Source organism: Hwangdonia seohaensis, from assembly GCF_031932625.1.
Classification (GTDB): domain Bacteria; phylum Bacteroidota; class Bacteroidia; order Flavobacteriales; family Flavobacteriaceae; genus Hwangdonia; species Hwangdonia seohaensis.
This window is the reverse complement of record NZ_JAVSCK010000001.1, coordinates 1,223,650-1,239,823: the sequence shown is the minus strand read 5'-3', so window position 1 is coordinate 1,239,823 and position 16,174 is coordinate 1,223,650. Positions and strand designations below refer to the sequence as shown.

Here is a 16,174-nt window from a genome sequence, read left to right as displayed (position 1 = left end):
CACCGTGTATAGTAACCTTACTACGCGCTTTTGTTCTTTCTGATTAATACTCTAATTTAATGAATTGCAAACTTAAGCCGTGTATAATTAATGGCTAGTTCTCGCCTACTTACGAAAATCCTCGCGGATTTTCTATTCGGTTTATATTTGCTAAATTAGGTGCTTAAACACGCCACTAATCATACACAAAACCGTTAGCGATTATTATGAAAACAAAGACAATAATTTTAATAATTTTAATGCTGGGATGCACAAATGTTATTGGACAGAATTTAAAAATCAAAAAGAAATCGAGTACTTATTATAAAGAAATATTTTCTTTTGATAAAAAAACAAAACAGAAACAAGGGCTATATTTTAAATTACGTAAATCCAATAAAGATACTTTAACCAAAGGGCTTTTTAAAGCCGATGAAAGAATTGGCATCTGGAAGTTTTATGATAAAAAAAACAGACTGTATTTTATTTATGATTATGACCAAAATATTGCTGAGTTAGAAAAAGGCGAGTTAGTGAACACTGACTCCGTCCATGTTAAAATGGATAATGGATTTAAACTAGCCAAGGTCGATAATCCTGCATTATACCCAGGTTTTAAAGGCGAAGTTAAAGCCAAACTAATGGAAACTTTCGAGCCTCCAATCAGTCTTTTCCAAAAAGAAAAATCTGGGTTTACAATAGCTTCTTTTGAAATAAACGAAAAAGGCGAGGTTCAGAATATCATTATTGAAAGTACAAACAATATTGATATAGAAAAGGCTGTGAAAAAATCAATAAAAAAAATTGAAACCAAATGGATTCCCGCCAGTATAAAAAATAAACCTGTTATTTCCAAAATGTATGTCATCTATAACATTTCCCTAACCAGAGATTCGAATTACGAGCCCATAAAAAGGTTTAAAGACAAATTGGACGTTATTGTGTTAGATTTTAGTTATTTGGGTGTTAGCCGACAGAAAAATCGGTGAATTCACTTAAAAACCAATTAAACGGGAAGATAGTTAAAGTCAAGCCAAAAAGGGTTAAAAATAAAAGTTTTTTTTGATTACGCCTCTTTTGATTTTGTCAGAAAAAATATCTAAATTCGTTTGCAGCATTAAAACTATGACACACATAATTTGTATATAGTTAATATTAATTATATATAATTGTTGTAAAACATTTAACCAAACCAATGAAAGAGATTCTAAAATCATTTTTTGAAACTTCCAGGGAAAGAATTAAAAATCCACTTATCGGAACATTTTTAATTTCTTGGACAGCGATTAATTGGAAACCAATAACTGTTTTACTTTTTTCAAATCAAAGCATAGAGAACAAAATTGATTATATCGAAAGTTGTTATTCTAATTTCTCTACATATTTCCTAATTCCTTTTTTAATTGCACTAATATATGTGATAATTCTTCCATATTTTATGTGGGCAGTTGATGAGTTAATTAGAAAATCAACAATTGGAAGAAAAAGAAATTTAATAAAACAGAAAATATTTGACTACGAAGGAAAGCAAAAAATCGCTATTGAAGATAGTAAGTTAGAGGACTTAAAGGCAAGTTATAGAGATAAAGCAGACTTTAATAAACAAATTGAACAATTACGAAATCAAATAGATGAAAGAGAGGAACACTTGAAAGAATTATCAACAGAATTACAAAATGTACATAGTGAAAATCAAGATTTGAAAAAACTGATTTCAGATAGCGATAATATCAAAAAAAATAATCAAGATTCTATTTATGAAAATCAATATATTGAATTTAAAGAATCTGACCTTTATGATTATTTCAAAGAAGTTGGTGTAAAAATTAGAAACGGAGGAGATTTTCCACACGGAATAAATGAAATAATAAAGGAAAAATATCTATTAAAAAATATTGTAGAGGAAGTTCAAACTGAAGATAAATTCTATTATAAGTTTACAAATAAAGGTTTATCTTTTTGGAAAAAATATGTGAACAGTATAAGAGTATCTAAAAATATTAAACCATCTGATGACATAGATGACAATCTACCTTTCTAAAAAACGTTTTACAACACCGTATAAAAATAATTGCGGTTTAGTGCTAAAACAAAGGTAGTTGCGTATTTGCTACATCTGATTTACCTGCGGAAAATCCTCGCACACAAATCCGCAACTATTCTTATACATAAACGTTGGCGTTAATTAAAGAAATCGATGACATTAGAGTATTTTTTAGTTGATGTTTTTACTAAACAACCATTTTCTGGAAATGGATTAACCATCTTTCCGAACGCAGAGCTACTTGATAAAAAATTAATGCAAGTTCTCACCCAAGAAATGAGGCAATTTGAAAGCATTTTTTACCAAAAAATCGGTTTAAACACTTACAGAGCCTATATTTTTACGATGGAAGAGGAACTGGATTTTGCAGGACATCCAATACTCGGACTTGCATCCCAAATACATAAAACCCATTCAAGTGAAAAGTTGACAAATGAAATCTCTATAACATTGAATGAAAAAACTGTTGAAGTAACAACACACAAGAAAAATGGTTTCTATTCAGCTTCAATGAATCAAGGCAAACCCGAATTTATAGGTGCTTTAGAGAGCATTCGAGAATCAGAATTTCTTTCGGCTCTAAACTTAGCGGATGAAGACAAATACAAAGGACTTAAACTGGAAATAGTTAGTACTGGCTTACCATATTTAATTATTCCCGTGAAATCAAATTCGCTTAGCAAAGTCAAGGTTACTGTCTCTGATTTAGAAAAAAAGTTATCAAAAATTGGAGCCAAATTCTTTTATGTGCTTGATATTGAAAAAAGGAGAGGTAGGACTTGGGACAACGCTGGACTTGTTGAGGACATTGCTACTGGAAGTTCAGCGGGACCTGTTGGAGCATATCTTGTGAAAAATAAACTTGCAGAATTCAATGAAGAAATCAGAATATGGCAAGGAGAATTTCTAAACCGAAAAAGTGAGCTAAGAATAATTGTTAAAGGGAATAACGATACCTTTGAAAAGGTATTTGTTGAGGGAGATGTAGTTGAAATAGCGAACGGAAAAATAACTAACGCCAACAATGGCTATAAGTAATTGCTTGTTCTCGCCTACTTCTGAAAATCCTCGCGGATTTTCAGTTTGGTGTGTACTTGTAAAGTTAAGTGCTAAAACACGCAACTAACCATACACAAACCGTTAAACAAACCTCTCAAAAACAAAATCAACGTCACATTTAAACATACACTAGCAAATAGGTGCGTTAGCGATTGAACGGTTTGTTTGAAATCCTTTTTGTGAGGCACGAGCAAAAAGATTGAGTAGTGAAAGCGCGACCTGAGTTTTTACGAGGGGAACGCCCTAATAACCTGCCTAAAAATGAAACCCAAAGGTTCCGGTTACACCAAACTTACGTGCATCTGGGTATAGCTCGTTATCTTTATAATTGCCTCTAAAATTAAAGTCGATTCTGAATATTTTAAAAATATTCCCAACGCCTAAACCGTACTCGTAATAGGGCTTATTGTTTGGCGCCACAAGCGGAATGCTGTTGGGATTGTTGGTGGTGTTTAAGTTGATATTCGCTTGTGAAATGTCGCCCCAAACGCCTCGAATACTCACAATTTCACGAAGGTTTAATTTGCGTAAAAACGGGATTCTTGAAAAGAAGCGACCATTAAAATTATGTTCGAAATGAAAAGATGCGTAAGTATCGGATACAAACTCGTAATAATCTAACTGCGAAAAGGTATTGTAAATAGAAAAATATGATTGGTTTCCGGGGATAACGCTTAACAATCCCAAGGGTACTTCGCCAAAGGTTTTACCGGCTTCGATAGTGGTGTACAACCTACCAAAACCACCAAGTTGCCAAGGTTGTATGTACGATAGCTGCAGTTTGGTATAATTGAAATCGCTATTAAAAACCGTTTTATCGCCACGGCTTACTTGCGCAAAGATGCGTGCAAAATCGTCGTTGGCAGTTCGACGCTCTACGCCAAAACCCGTCATTTTCCGTTTCGGGAAATAGGAAAGCGAAAGCGAGGTTTCAAATTGGTTTATTTCGGATGAGAAACCTGTTGAAGAATTGGCATCGACATAATCTAAACTAAAGGTTGGCGAGGCCGATTCCAAAGTGCGGTAGTTGGCACCAAGTCTAAAAATAACATTACGCCAAGGCTCAAGTTGCACCGCTAAACTGGTTAAGTTTATGGCCGTTAATTTGTCGTTTGATCCGGTTCCTACAACCGATGACGATGCTAAACTACGCCCCAAAACATCGGTACTTGTGGTTAGGCTTGCCCCTATTTGCTCGACATCGCGCCGGTTTCCGCCAGAGATAATAAATCGGCTTTTTTTATCCAACAGCCATTTTCCTGAAATACCGTATTTAAATTTATCATCACTAAAACCGTAGGCCAAAAAACCTTCCAGTCGCCATAAATCGTTTCTGCCAAAATAGGTCCGTCCACCGGTTCGCAATCGCATCCCTTCAACTTCGTTAAACCCAAAGGTTGAAAAAATGGGGCCGTAATCTAACGGCAAGGTGTTAAACTCGATATAACCCGACGATAAAATGCTTCCTAAATTATAAAGCCGTTTAAACTTTTTTACGGTTTTTAAGGTGTCCAGCATTTTGTAAACCCCTTGTTCGTCTTTATTTAAATCTTCCAATCGGTTTTCTGCCCAAAACGTTTCATCTCTGTCGTAAACATCTTTATCGTAATTGTAAACTTCCCTGTCGTAAAACTTTTTATCTAAGGGTTTATCGAATTCATAATTATTGAATAACGTGGTTCGTTTGCCGTACACACCTCGCGAATCTTCTTTTTTGCTCAACGCAAAATCAGACATCATATAATCGCGTTTTACAAGGAAAAGCGAATCGTTCAACACTTCAAACTCCTGTTCGATATAAATCTCTTTTACCCAGTTTATATTGGCACTTTTTGAAGCTTGTAAATTGATTTCCTTTATGGCATAGGTAGAATCTGCGACCCAAAAATCGCCTTTAAAAGTAAGTTCGTTTTTTCGGCGCGGGTAATAAATAATATTGTAGCACCATTTATTGTCGATAAAGGCACTGTCGGACAACACATAATTATAAGTGTTGATGCCCGTTTTTGAAAGCGGACTCACAAAGCTTTTATCGAAAAATTTAAGGTAATTATCGTAAACGTTGTAATCGGAATACAAATCGTCAACAAAATCAATAACGACTTGATTATCGCTAAATCCCGAGTTTTTGTTTCCTTTTAAAACCTCTTTTTCTTTATTGATTACATTATCGCCATAAACCCTGGAAACGGCTTCGTTGATAAACATGGGCAAGTAGGTTTTTCCCGTTACGCGCGAGGTATCAACTTCGTTAAACACAAATTCCATACCTCTAAAAAGTTTGCTTTTAATAAGGGCACTATCGATGGTATTGATATCGAATTCTACTTTTTCGTATTTATCGTATTCGTATTGTTTGTAAAGATTTAGGCCATTTTTGCGTTTGTGTTCCCAAATTTTACGTAGCAAATCGATAGCCGGATTATTCTTTTTTGATTGCTTTCCGGATATAATTACCACAGCATCCAATTGCGCTGTTTCTTCCTTTAATGTGAATTTTAAATTGTAGTTTACTTTTTTGTCTAACTGAATTAACAATGTTTCGTAACCAATAAAAGAAACGGATAATGTGTCCCAAGTTTCAGCAGATTCCAAATAGAACCTCCCGTTTTCGTCGGTAATGGTACCTTCGGAAGATCCTTTAAAAATAACATTGGCAAACGATACCGGCTCGTTAAACTCGTCAAACACATGACCGCTAACTTTGGTTTGGGCAACTGCTGTAAAAAATCCTAGGAAAAGAAATATAAAAAGTAGTTTTATGTTCATAGTATAAAAAAACTTCATCAACAATCGTGCTAATGAAGTTTATATAACGTAAAAAAAATTAATTTATTTGTACAGTACTTTTTTAACGGCTTTAATCACCTCTGTGTAATCTGGCAGCCATTCTTCCAGTAAAACCGGTGAATACGGTGCCGGTGTATCGGCTGTATTAATTTTTACAATTGGGGCATCTAAATAGTCAAATGCTTCAGATTGCACTAAGTATGTAATTTCGGTGGCTACGTTTCCAAAAGGCCATGCTTCTTCTAAAATTACCAGTCTATTGGTTTTTTTAACCGACTCCACAATCGCTTTTCTGTCCATAGGACGCACGGTTCTTAAATCGATAATTTCACAAGAAATGCCTTCCTTTTCCAATTCATCGGCGGCTTTGTAAGCTTCTTTAATAATCTTTCCAAAGGACACAATGGTAACATCGGTACCTTCGCGTTTAATATCGGCAACGCCTATTGGCAAAACATATTCGCCTTCTGGCACCTCACCTTTATCGCCATACATTTGCTCGCTTTCCATAAAAATAACGGGGTCGTCATCGCGAATGGCAGCTTTTAACAAGCCTTTGGCATCATAAGGATTTGAAGGTACAATCACTTTTAAACCGGGTGTATTGGCAAACCAACTTTCAAAAGCTTGCGAGTGCGTTGCACCTAATTGGCCCGCCGAAGCTGTGGGACCACGAAACACGATGGGGCATTTAAATTGTCCACCAGACATTTGTCTGATTTTTGCCGCATTATTTATAATTTGATCAATCCCAACTAACGAGAAATTAAACGTCATGTACTCCACTATGGGTCGGTTTCCTGTCATGGTAGAGCCAATGGCTATTCCAGCAAAACCAAGTTCAGCAATTGGTGTATCAATAACACGTTTTGCCCCAAATTCGTCCAACATGCCTTTTGAAGCTTTATAAGCGCCGTTATATTCCGCTACTTCTTCACCCATTAAATAAACGCTTTCGTCTCTGCGCATTTCTTCGCTCATGGCTTCACAAATGGCTTCTCTAAATTGAATTGTCTTCATTAAATGTGTTTTTAAATCGAATTGCAAAAATAACAATAAATAGATTACTTTGTTTAAAAGAATTATCTAAAATTTATTATGCACGCATAGTAAATATTCAAAATAAAATAATTAACTTCGTTGCCAAAATTTAGAAGTTCTAAAATTACAGCAGTAACGATAACGTTGTAGTTTTAGACTTTACAAGTAACTAGTCTTAATTTAATTACAAAAATATGAAAATTTTAGTGTGTATAAGTCACGTTCCGGACACTACATCAAAAATTAATTTTACGGATGATAATTCTAAATTCGACACCAATGGCGTGCAATTTGTTATCAACCCAAATGATGAATTTGGCTTAACCCGTGCCATGTGGTTTAAAGAAAAACAAGGCGCCAGTGTAGATGTTGTAAACGTTGGCGGTGCAGAAACCGAACCTACATTGCGCAAAGCTTTAGCTATTGGTGCAGACAGCGCTATACGTGTAAATACTGCGGCTTTAGATGGCTTTCAGGTAGCGAAACAATTAGCTAAAGTCGTGCAAGATGGCGGTTACGATTTGGTAATTGCCGGTCGTGAATCCATTGATTATAATGGTGGCATGGTTCCTGGCATGTTAGCTGGTTTAACCAACGCAAATTTTGTAAACAACTGTATTAATCTTGAAGTTGATGGCACTAACGCTACGGCGATTCGTGAAATTGACGGCGGAAAAGAAACGGTTTCAACAACGTTACCTTTGGTTATTGGCGGACAAAAAGGATTGGTTGAAGAAAGCGATTTGCGCATTCCGAATATGCGAGGCATTATGATGGCTCGTAAAAAACCATTAACCGTGGTTGACCCTGTTGATGCCAATGCCGAAACCGCTGCGGTTAAATTTGAAAAACCAACTCCAAAAGGTGCCGTAACACTGGTATCGCCTGATAATTTAGACGAATTAGTAAACTTACTTCACAACGAAGCTAAGGTCATTTAAATCCCAATTCTCAAATTCCAAATTCCAAATGAATAGCATTTTGGAATTTAGTTTTTGAAATTTTAATTTTTTAGAAATTATGTCAGTTTTAGTATATACAGAATCAGAACAAGGAAAATTTAAAAAAACAGCTTTTGAGGTAGCCTCTTACGCCAAAGCGGTAGCAAACCAATTGGGTACTACGGTAACAGCAGTGGCCATAAATGCAAACGACGCTTCAGAACTAGGGAATTATGGCGTTGACAAAGTTTTAAACGTTAGCGACTCCCAACTCGATGCTTTTAATGCCAAAACCTATGCCGATGTTTTAAAACAAGCCGCGGAAAAGGAAAATGCCAAAGTTGTTATTGTAAGCTCCAGTGCCGATAGCAAATATTTAGCGCCACTTTTAGCCGTTGGATTAAACGCGGGATTTGCTTCCAATGTTGTTGAAGCACCATCAAGCACATCGCCTTTTACCGTTAAGCGTACAGCCTTTACAAACAAAGCTTTTAGCATGACAACCATTGACACCGATGTTAAATTGGTAGCGGTTTCCAATAATGCTTTCGGATTGGTAGAATCGGGTGGTAACGCTTCCTCGGAAGATTTTTCGCCATCCATTCCAGAGGCTGGTGTATCGGTACAGTCCGTAGATAAAGCCACCGATAAAGTAACCATTGCCGATGCCGAAATTGTGGTTTCTGGCGGTCGTGGTTTAAAAGGTCCTGAAAACTGGGGCATGATTGAAGAACTGGCCGAAGTTTTAGGTGCCGCAACAGCCTGCTCTAAACCGGTATCGGATTTAGGATGGAGGCCACATAGCGAACACGTTGGGCAAACCGGAAAACCTGTGGCAGCAAACCTTTATATTGCCATTGGTATCTCTGGAGCCATTCAGCATTTGGCGGGCATAAACGCCTCAAAAGTAAAAGTGGTTATCAATACCGATGCCGAAGCGCCTTTCTTTAAAGCCGCCGATTACGGTGTTGTTGGCGATGCTTTTGAAGTGGTTCCGCAACTCATCGAAAAATTAAAAGCTTTTAAGGCCCAACAATAAATTATTTTTTATAAATTGTATTGTTCCGCAGAACTGTTTAAATTAGCATAATATCGTAATTCTGCTTTTGCAGTTGGTTAAGTCCTAATTTAAACTGTTCTTTGCGCTTTTAATAAATTTATGAGTTTAGTAAGATTAAACATAAAAGGCATTTCCTATAGTCAAACACAAAACGGCGCTTATGCCCTTATTTTAAATGAAGTTGATGGCGAACGCAAACTTCCTATTGTAATTGGTGCTTTTGAAGCTCAATCCATTGCCATAGCTTTAGAAAAAGAAATTCGCCCACCTCGACCCTTAACTCATGATTTGTTTAAAAATTTCGCCGACAGGTTCGATGTTGTTGTAAAACAGGTCATCATTCATAAATTAGTCGATGGCGTTTTTTACTCCAGTTTAATCTGCGAACGCGATAAAATCGAGGAAATAATTGATGCCAGAACCAGTGATGCCATTGCTTTAGCGCTGCGTTTTGACGCTCCTATTTTCACCTATAAAAACATCCTCGACAAAGCCGGTATTTACTTAAAAGTGAATCCGAAAAAAGAAGAGGAAGACGAACTACAAGACAGTATTTTGGTTGATGATTTATTGGCAAACGAATTAGAACCCAACGCACCCCGCGAAAACTATAAAGGAAAAACCCTTGAAGAACTTCACAAATTACTAGACGAAGCCGTTTCAAACGAAGATTACGAAGCTGCCGCACATATTCGCGACGAAATTTCCAAACGTTAATTTATCACATATCTATGAAATCTTTTTTTTTGTCCCTAGTTGCTATTATAATCTTATCAACTTCTTCATTAATAGCGCAAGAAACAGACAAAACTAAACGAACAGATACTATTGAAAATGTTTCGCAAACCGAAACCATATTAATAGATTCAACAAACATCAATTTTTCCAAAACTAAAATTGCAGATACATCTGAAGGAGCCGCTTTAAATGAAACAAAAAACACCATTATTGAAAGTCAGGGGTTTTCAATAAATAGCTTATGGCGTGGTGCTTTGGGGATGGTTACTTTAATTTTTATTGCCTTTCTTTTTAGCAGTAATAGAAAAGCCATCGATTGGAAAATTGTCGGCATAGGTTTAGCATTTCAACTCTTAATTGCCATAGGTGTTTTAAAAGTTAAGTTCATCAAAAGTGTATTCGAATTTGTTGGGGGGTTATTTGTTGAAGTATTGGAGTTTACAAGGGCAGGTAGCAAATTTTTATTTGAAGGTTTGGTTGTAGATATGGATACTTTCGGATTCATTTTCGCATTTCAAGTATTACCAACCATTATTTTCTTTTCGGCATTAACATCGGTTTTATTTTATTTAGGCATCATTCAAAAAGTAGTAAAAGCCTTTGGTTGGTTATTATCTAAACTTTTAAAGATTTCTGGGGCAGAAAGCCTAAGTGTAGCCGGTAACATTTTTTTAGGTCAAACCGAAGCCCCTCTTTTAATTAAGGCGTATTTGGAAAAAATGAATAAGTCCGAAATGCTGCTGGTCATGATTGGCGGTATGGCAACCGTTGCCGGTGCTGTATTGGCGGCTTATATTGGCTTTCTTGGTGGCGACGATCCTGTATTGCGTTTATTTTATGCCAAACACTTGTTAGCGGCATCGGTAATGGCAGCTCCGGGTGCTATTGTGATTTCAAAAATATTATATCCCCAAACCGAAAACGTCAATACCGATGTTAAGGTTTCTCAAGAAAAAATAGGCTCCAACTTTTTAGATGCCATTGCAAACGGCACGACCGAAGGTCTAAAACTAGCCGTAAATGTTGGTGCTATGCTTTTGGTGTTTGTTGCTTTTATTGCCATGTTCAACGGTATTTTAGGTTGGGTTGGCGATGTTACCGCTTTAAATGGTTGGATTGCTAGCAACACGTCGTACCAAAGCTTATCGCTCGAACTTATTTTAGGTTACATTTTCGCTCCTTTAATGTGGCTTATTGGCGTTGCAAAAGAAGACATGGCCTTAATGGGGCAACTTCTTGGCATAAAAATAGCGGCCAGCGAATTTATTGGTTACATACAACTTTCGGGTTTAAAAAACGTCGCCAATGCCACGCACTTGAGTTATCAAAAATCAATAATCATGGCCACTTACATGCTTTGTGGGTTTGCTAATTTTGCATCTATTGGCATTCAAATTGGCGGCATAGGCTCCTTGGCTCCGGGGCAACGGAAAACCTTATCTAAATTTGGGATGAAAGCACTGATTGGTGGTACCATTGCCTCTTTAATTTCGGCGACAATTGCAGGAATGATTATTGGCTAGTAGCACATAGTTTCCAAAAAAAAACACTTATCCTCAAAATATAAAATCTGGTTAATAACTTTTTATATCATTTAGGGTTTCATCAATCAGATTCAACTCATATTTTTTATTTTTATTCGCTGATAAATTTTGTCACGCTGAGGGCAATCGAACCATCTATTAATAGATTTTCGATTATAAAACCAAGTTTAATTTAATGAGATTCCCACTTTCGTGGGAAATAATTATGAAGCAATACCACGATTTAGTAAAACACGTTTTAGAAAACGGCAACGAAAAAGGAGATAGAACAGGCACAGGCACAAAAAGTGTTTTCGGACATCAAATGCGGTTCGATTTAAGTGAAGGTTTCCCCATGGTTACCACAAAAAAGCTACACTTAAAATCGATTGTTTACGAGCTTTTATGGTTTTTAAAAGGCGATACAAATACTAACTATTTAACTGAAAATGGTGTTAGAATTTGGAACGAGTGGGCAGACGAAAATGGTGATTTAGGACCTGTTTACGGCCACCAATGGCGCAACTGGAATAGCGATGAAATTGATCAAATTAAAGAGGTAATCAACACATTAAAAACCAATCCGAACAGTCGTAGAATGTTGGTTTCAGCTTGGAATCCTTCGGTTTTACCGGATACTTCAAAAAGTTTTAGTGAAAATGTAGCCAACGGAAAAGCCGCATTACCGCCTTGTCATGCCTTTTTTCAGTTTTATGTTGCCGATGGGAAATTATCTTGCCAGCTCTACCAACGCAGTGCCGATATTTTTTTAGGCGTGCCTTTTAATATTGCAAGTTATGCCTTGTTTACCATGATGATGGCTCAAGTTTGTGGTTACCAAGTTGGCGAGTTTATTCACACATTTGGCGATGCACATATTTACAGTAACCATTATGAGCAATTGGAATTACAATTATCCCGTGATTTAAGACCGCTACCAAAAATGATTTTAAATCCTGAAATTAAAGATATTTTCGACTTTACTTTTGATGATTTTACTTTAGTAGATTACAATCCACACCCTCACATCAAAGGTGTTGTAGCTGTATAACAATTTTACTTAATTTAAATAAAAAAAGCGCTTTCAATTAATTGAAAGCGTTTTTTAGTTTAACTTTTTTCGATTTTTTAACTATAGCGCTAACACACCATTTTCCGATGCGAATTCATTACTTTTATAAGCATCCGCTTGATCATCATTAACAAAAGTACCGTCAATAAGATATCTAAACTCATACGAATTATTTTTCTTTAAGTTTAAAGCCCCGCTTTTCAATTTTATGTTGCCAATGGGAAATTATCTTGTCAGCTCTACCAACGCAGTGCCAACATTTTTTTTGGGTCTGCTTTTTACATTTCAAGTAATGCACTGTTTACCAATATAATGGCTCGAGTTTGTGGTTACCAAGTTGGCGAATTTATTCATACCTTTGGTAATGAACACATTTACAGTAATCATTATGAGCAATTGGAATTACAATTTTCCCGTGATTTAAGACCGCTACCCAAAATGATTTTAAATCCTGAAATAAAGCTATTTTCGACTTTACTTTTAATGACTTTACTTTAGTAGATTATTATCCACACCCGTACACAAAGGGTGTTGTAGCTATTTAACTTAAAAATTCTTAGTCATGAAAAAAACTTTACTAATTGCATTATCTCTTTTACTGATTCTTGCAGTTGTGGTGATTGCAAAAAGTAATCAATCACAAAAAACAACCCTTGTAAAAATTGAAAGAAAATCAATTAACCCAACCCAAAAGGGTAAGAAAAAAACTCTTGAAGAGCGCGCTTTATATGATGAAGCCCGTAATTTATACGAATATTACAGGCAAGTTAACCCAAACACAGGCGTTATTTCGAAAGCGGATAAAAATCTTGAATTAAAGAATTCGAAGCGTTCCTTGTTAAAAAAAGATATGAATTCTGCAAAAATACCGGAAACGGCCTATTCCAACAGAGGACCTAGTAATTTAGGGGGAAGAACCAGAGCAATTGTAGTAGATAGAATTGATGCTACGGGCAACACCCTTATTGCCGGTGGTGTTAGTGGCGGAGTTTTTAGAACAACCGACGGAGGTTCAAGTTGGACAAAAGTATCTGCCAATGATGAGATACATAACGTAACAACCATAGTGCAAGACCCACGGTCTGGTTTTGAAGACACTTGGTATTATGGCACAGGCGAAGGTTTAGGCAATTCGGCTTCTAAAAGTGGGGCTTTCTACTTTGGTCAAGGTATTTGGCAATCTACTAATGGTGGGCTTACTTGGACACAAATGCCATCTACATCTTCAACACAAGAAGTTTTTAATTCTAGGTTCGATACGGTATACAACTTAGCTATTCATCCAATCACAGGCGATTTATTTGCTGCAATCAATGGAAGGGTTAGTCGTTTTAATGGCACTATTTGGTCAACAGAAGTAACCAATCCTGGAGGTTCAATAAACACTAGTTTTGCCACCGATGTAACTATTACCTCAACGGGTAGGGTTTATGCCGCTTTTTCTGGCACTCTCGACGCTTCAATTGAAGGCGTTTGGACGTCTTCAACAGGTAATAGTACAACGGGAGCATGGTCCAGGATTAATGCATCAGACTTTACACCAACGGGAAGAGTTGTTTTAGCTTTAGCACCATCCAATCAAGATAAGCTGTACACTTTATTTGTAAACGGCAATAGTTCTGATTGCGATACAACGCCAGCACTTGAAGCAGATTTATGGATGTGGGACCAATCGACAACAACATATACCGATTACTCTAGCAAACTACCTGATGAAACAGGTTGTTCTAACGGGAATGACCCTTTTGCTGTACAAGGGGGTTACGATTTAGTTGTAAGTATTAAACCTGATGATGAAGATTTTGTTATAATTGGAGGCACAAACGCATATAAAATCGCCGATATTGCCGTAGACGCAACATTTACACGAATCGGTGGCTATGCAACGGCTGCAGGATATACACAATATGCCAATCACCACCCAGACATTCATGCGTTGGTATTTAGTCCGTTTAACAGCAATATACTTTTTTCAGGAACTGATGGCGGCGTACACGCAACATCAGATATAACAGCAGCAACTGTTGCTTGGTCGTCACTCAATAACAACTATCAAACCTATCAATTTTACCACGTATCTATAGACCCTGATTCTGGCTCTGATTTTGTTATTGGAGGCGCGCAAGACAATGGAACAACAGTTGGAGGCACGTCCATAGGCGCCTCATCTACAACAAGCCACATTCCTTTACTTAGTGGCGATGGTGTTTCTGTGGCCATTCCAAATTATACAGGTTGTGGCATTTCCTTTTTTGGTGGCTCTCAAAACGGCACCCTTTACAGATATTGCCAAAACACGAGTGGCTATACCGAAATTACACCGCGTATGTCAACAATGCCAGATGTGCTTTATCCCAGTCAGTTTGTCACCTATTATCATGTAGACCCAGATAACACCAATGCCATTTATTACGCTTCTGAAGGCACGTTGTTGCGTTCTACAGACGGAGCTAATGTAACACAAGATACCTGGACAAGTTTGAGCGATACAAATACTGCTTTTGGTCATGCCGATTATTTTCAAGCATTTTCTACAACAAGAGGTGTATATAATGCCCTAACAAGTTATTTGTTAATGGGTGGCGACGAAGGCCATATTTATAGATTGGATGATCCGCAAAATGCTGCAAACATTTCAACGGCAATAGATATTACACCGCCAACCGCAACCATAGGATTTCCTTCTATTGTAACCGGTTTAGCCATTCATCCTACAAACAACGATATTGTTTTAGCAACATATTCAAATTACGGAACCGAAAGTATTTTTTTAACCACTAATGCAACCAACGCAACGCCAACTTGGACTTTAGTTGAGCGCAATTTATCTGCACATTCTATTAGGTCTGCTGCTATTACCGAGGTTGCTGGACAGACGCTGTATTTTGTTGGTACCGCCAGAGGTTTATACAGCACATCAGACCCAACAACTACAGATTGGGTAAGAGAAGCTCCAACAGAAATTGGTTTTGCCTTGGTAAGCTCGCTATCATATCGGCCATCAGACAACCATTTGTTAGTTGGAACCCATGGAAATGGTATGTACGAAACTGTAATTACAGATAACCCTCTTAATGTAAAGGATGTTAATAATATAAGCGCTAATATGAGTTTATATCCTAATCCAGTAGAGAATGAAATAAATTTAAAGTTTACAGGCAATTATGGAAAGGTTTCAAATTATATGATAACCAATATATCGGGGCAATCGGTTTTACACGGAGAGCATCTTTCGAGCAACAAAATAGATGTTACAAGTTTACAAACGGGTATATACTTTGTTAAAGTAAAAATTAATGATAAAATTGGAACTAAAAAGTTTATTAAAATATAAATACAATACATAAAAAAAGCGCTTTCAAAAATTCGAAAGCGCTTTTTAGTTTAAATTTTTTCGGTTTTAACTATAGCGTTAATACACCATTTTCCGATGCGAATTCGTTGCTTTTATAAGCATCCGCTTGCTCATCATTAACATAAGTACCGTCAATAAGATATCTAAACTCATACGAATTATCTTTCTCTAAGTTTAATGTCCCTTTAAATGTACCGTTCTTTAATTTTTTTAACGAATTTGCTTTCTCGTCCCAATTGTTAAAACTTCCAACTACTGATACTTTTTTAGCTTCTTCTGCTGGTACCGTAAAAGTAACTTTACATATTGGTTTACTTTTTAAATACTGTTTTGTAATAGCCATGATTTTATTTTTTTTTAGTTTAGGTTCTGTTTTAAGCCGCAAATTTATAAAACAATTCCATATTTACGATTGTTTAAAACGCTTTAAGTCAAATAATTATGATTTTATCAATCCGCCTGAATAATAAATTAACGAAATAGCAGTTTTTAACTAAAAAATTACCAAAATGGCAAAGAAACCTCGCTATTTTTCCGACTAAATTTTATAGCATTTATAACTAAATCGTTTT

At 36.4% G+C, this 16,174-nt stretch carries 12 protein-coding genes and 1 pseudogene; 10 read left to right on the top strand and 3 right to left on the bottom strand.

Going from position 1 to position 16,174, the window contains the following annotated elements:
• The first annotated feature begins 206 nt into the window (after positions 1 to 206).
• From RNZ47_RS05340 to RNZ47_RS05330, 3 genes are all read left to right on the top strand, one after another.
• Positions 207 to 968 carry an energy transducer TonB gene (locus RNZ47_RS05340; protein ID WP_311937450.1) on the top strand — a complete coding sequence of 254 codons (762 nt, stop codon included), beginning with the start codon at positions 207 to 209 and terminating at the stop codon, positions 966 to 968.
• 206 nt (positions 969 to 1,174) lie between these two features.
• Positions 1,175 to 2,020 carry a hypothetical protein gene (locus RNZ47_RS05335; protein ID WP_311937448.1) on the top strand — a complete coding sequence of 282 codons (846 nt, stop codon included), beginning with the start codon at positions 1,175 to 1,177 and terminating at the stop codon, positions 2,018 to 2,020.
• A 156-nt stretch (positions 2,021 to 2,176) separates the two neighbouring features.
• Positions 2,177 to 3,061 carry a PhzF family protein gene (locus RNZ47_RS05330; RefSeq protein ID WP_311937444.1) on the top strand — a complete coding sequence of 295 codons (885 nt, stop codon included), beginning with the start codon at positions 2,177 to 2,179 and terminating at the stop codon, positions 3,059 to 3,061.
• A 276-nt stretch (positions 3,062 to 3,337) separates the two neighbouring features.
• On the opposite strand, the gene RNZ47_RS05325 is transcribed toward RNZ47_RS05330, so the two are convergent.
• Together RNZ47_RS05325 and RNZ47_RS05320 are read right to left on the bottom strand one after the other, a co-directional pair.
• A complete protein-coding gene (locus tag RNZ47_RS05325; protein WP_311937442.1) occupies positions 3,338 to 5,851 on the bottom strand; it encodes a DUF5686 and carboxypeptidase-like regulatory domain-containing protein in 2,514 nt (837 codons plus the stop codon).
• 63 nt (positions 5,852 to 5,914) lie between these two features.
• Entirely contained in the window at positions 5,915 to 6,892 is a 978-nt protein-coding gene (locus tag RNZ47_RS05320; protein ID WP_311937439.1) for a pyruvate dehydrogenase complex E1 component subunit beta, read from the bottom strand.
• A 215-nt stretch (positions 6,893 to 7,107) separates the two neighbouring features.
• Between RNZ47_RS05320 and RNZ47_RS05315 the strand changes: the two genes are divergently transcribed.
• The 7 genes and pseudogenes from RNZ47_RS05315 (at position 7,108) to RNZ47_RS05285 (ending at position 15,581) form a co-directional block, all read left to right on the top strand.
• Entirely contained in the window at positions 7,108 to 7,854 is a 747-nt protein-coding gene (locus RNZ47_RS05315) for an electron transfer flavoprotein subunit beta/FixA family protein (RefSeq protein WP_311937437.1), read from the top strand.
• 79 nt (positions 7,855 to 7,933) lie between these two features.
• Positions 7,934 to 8,893 carry an electron transfer flavoprotein subunit alpha/FixB family protein gene (locus RNZ47_RS05310; protein ID WP_311937435.1) on the top strand — a complete coding sequence of 320 codons (960 nt, stop codon included), beginning with the start codon at positions 7,934 to 7,936 and terminating at the stop codon, positions 8,891 to 8,893.
• A gap of 120 nt (positions 8,894 to 9,013) precedes the next feature.
• Positions 9,014 to 9,631 (top strand): bifunctional nuclease family protein, encoded by a 618-nt coding sequence (locus tag RNZ47_RS05305; RefSeq protein ID WP_311937434.1) that lies wholly within the window; start codon positions 9,014 to 9,016, stop codon positions 9,629 to 9,631.
• 14 nt (positions 9,632 to 9,645) lie between these two features.
• The gene (locus tag RNZ47_RS05300) at positions 9,646 to 11,175 is read left to right on the top strand and encodes a NupC/NupG family nucleoside CNT transporter (RefSeq protein WP_311937431.1); all 1,530 of its coding nucleotides are present in this window, start codon (positions 9,646 to 9,648) and stop codon (positions 11,173 to 11,175) included.
• Between the two features lie 226 nt (positions 11,176 to 11,401).
• Positions 11,402 to 12,226, top strand: coding sequence for a thymidylate synthase (locus RNZ47_RS05295; RefSeq protein WP_311937503.1), 825 nt, complete (start codon positions 11,402 to 11,404; stop codon positions 12,224 to 12,226).
• Between the two features lie 219 nt (positions 12,227 to 12,445).
• Positions 12,446 to 12,792 (top strand): annotated as a pseudogene (gene thyA / locus RNZ47_RS05290) (thymidylate synthase); the annotation flags it as partial.
• Between the two features lie 17 nt (positions 12,793 to 12,809).
• A complete protein-coding gene (locus RNZ47_RS05285) occupies positions 12,810 to 15,581 on the top strand; it encodes a T9SS type A sorting domain-containing protein (protein WP_311937428.1) in 2,772 nt (923 codons plus the stop codon).
• Positions 15,582 to 15,651: 70 nt separating this feature from the next.
• On the opposite strand, the gene RNZ47_RS05280 is transcribed toward RNZ47_RS05285, so the two are convergent.
• The gene (locus RNZ47_RS05280) at positions 15,652 to 15,945 is read right to left on the bottom strand and encodes an isoamylase early set domain-containing protein (RefSeq protein ID WP_311937426.1); all 294 of its coding nucleotides are present in this window, start codon (positions 15,943 to 15,945) and stop codon (positions 15,652 to 15,654) included.
• Positions 15,946 to 16,174 lie beyond the last annotated feature (229 nt).